Source organism: Paraburkholderia polaris, assembly GCF_012927345.1.
GTDB classification, from domain to species: Bacteria; Pseudomonadota; Gammaproteobacteria; order Burkholderiales; family Burkholderiaceae; genus Paraburkholderia; species Paraburkholderia polaris.
Genome location: NZ_JABBGJ010000134.1, coordinates 1 through 1,450, shown reverse-complemented (window position 1 = coordinate 1,450; position 1,450 = coordinate 1). Strand labels below are relative to the sequence as shown.

Below are 1,450 nucleotides of genomic sequence, written 5' to 3'. Positions count from 1 at the left end.
TGAACTGACCCCGGAAAGTTGGACGATTTTCGGCTAGGGCCGAGAGGGCTGGGTTCTGTACATGACAGGACTCAGCCCGTTTAACTTCATCTTGATGCGATCGTGGTTGTAGTAGTGAATGTACTTTTTGATGCCAGCCTGCAGCGCCTCGACACTCTCGAACCGGTTCAGGTAGAAGAACTCAGATTTAAGGGTGCCGAAGAAGCTTTCCATGGTGGCATTGTCATGGCAGTTGCCTTTGCGCGACATACTTTGCGGCAGGTTGCGCTCTGAGAGCAGTGCCTGGTAAGCGCGCATCTGATAATGCCAGCCCTGATCGGAGTGGACAACGGGACGCTCGTCAGGCCCCAGCCGCTTCATTGCCTTCTTCAGCATGCGTGCGACCATCGTGAAGACCGGACGTGTGGCCATCTCGTAAGAAACGATCTCGTTGTTGTACAGATCCATCACCGGCGACAGATAGAGCTTCTGGTCGCCCACCCGGAACTCGGTGATATCGGTGACCCATTTCTGATTCGGCGCGTCGGCATCAAACTGCCGCTGCAGCACGTTTGGTGCAATGCGCCCCACCGTCCCGCGAAACGCACGGTATTTCTTCGGACGTACCAGGCATTTCAACTGCATGCGTTGCATCAGGCTCTGAACGGTCTTGTGATTGACGGTGCTTCCCATGCGCCGGATCACGCTGGTAATGCGCCGATAGCCATAACGGCCCTTGTGCTGCTCAAAGACCGAACGGATGTGCGCCTTGAGTTGCGCGTGCTTGTCCACCACCTGAGATGCCTTGCATTGGTAGTAGAAAGTGCTGCGCGCCAGGCCTGCCATCTTCAACAGACCCTTGACTGGAAACTGATGCCTTAACCCGGCCACTACTTGCGCTTTTTGCGCTGCGCTGTGGGGCTTTCCGAGCGGATCAAGGCATCGAGTTTTTTTAGGTACGCGTTCTCCATGCGCAGATAGTTCAGCTCCTCAAGAAGCTCTTCTTTCGTGCGGGCCTCATCAGGCCGGGATACGTCCGGTGGTGGCGGTGACTTTGGTTGCTTCACGGTGCTTGGTCGGGAGCGAGGCTGCAGCGCCTGGATACCCCCCGAATCATACTGGCGTTTCCACAGGCCGACGCTGGCCGGATTACGGATATCGAAAACAGCGGCGGTCTGCCGACACGACAACGCCTGTGTCTGCATGAACCGCAGCACCTTCAGCTTGAACCGGGCGTCATAGTGACTGTATTTCTTCCTGAACGCATCTTTGCCGTGCAAGCGCCAGGCCGCCACCCATTTGCGCACCGTGCCGTGGTCAATGCAGTGTCGGCGGGCCACCTCCCTACCACCACCACCTCTGCCAGACAGATAGTCTTCGACAACCGATTGCTTGAACCGCGCGCTGTACCTGCTCATGAAAAAACACCCCAAATCGTTGGACGGGTGTCCAACTTTTGGGGTGCAGTTCA

The 1,450-nt window shown here is 56.7% G+C and carries 1 protein-coding gene; it reads right to left on the bottom strand.

Features of this window, described 5'->3' with window-relative positions:
* Positions 1 to 33: 33 nt before the first annotated feature.
* Positions 34 to 1,397 (bottom strand): IS3 family transposase gene (locus tag HHL24_RS43280; RefSeq protein ID WP_169491340.1). Its coding sequence is split into 2 segments (ribosomal slippage): positions 34 to 897 and positions 900 to 1,397, totalling 1,362 coding nucleotides; the frame shifts between segments, so codons are not numbered across the junction.
* Positions 1,398 to 1,450 lie beyond the last annotated feature (53 nt).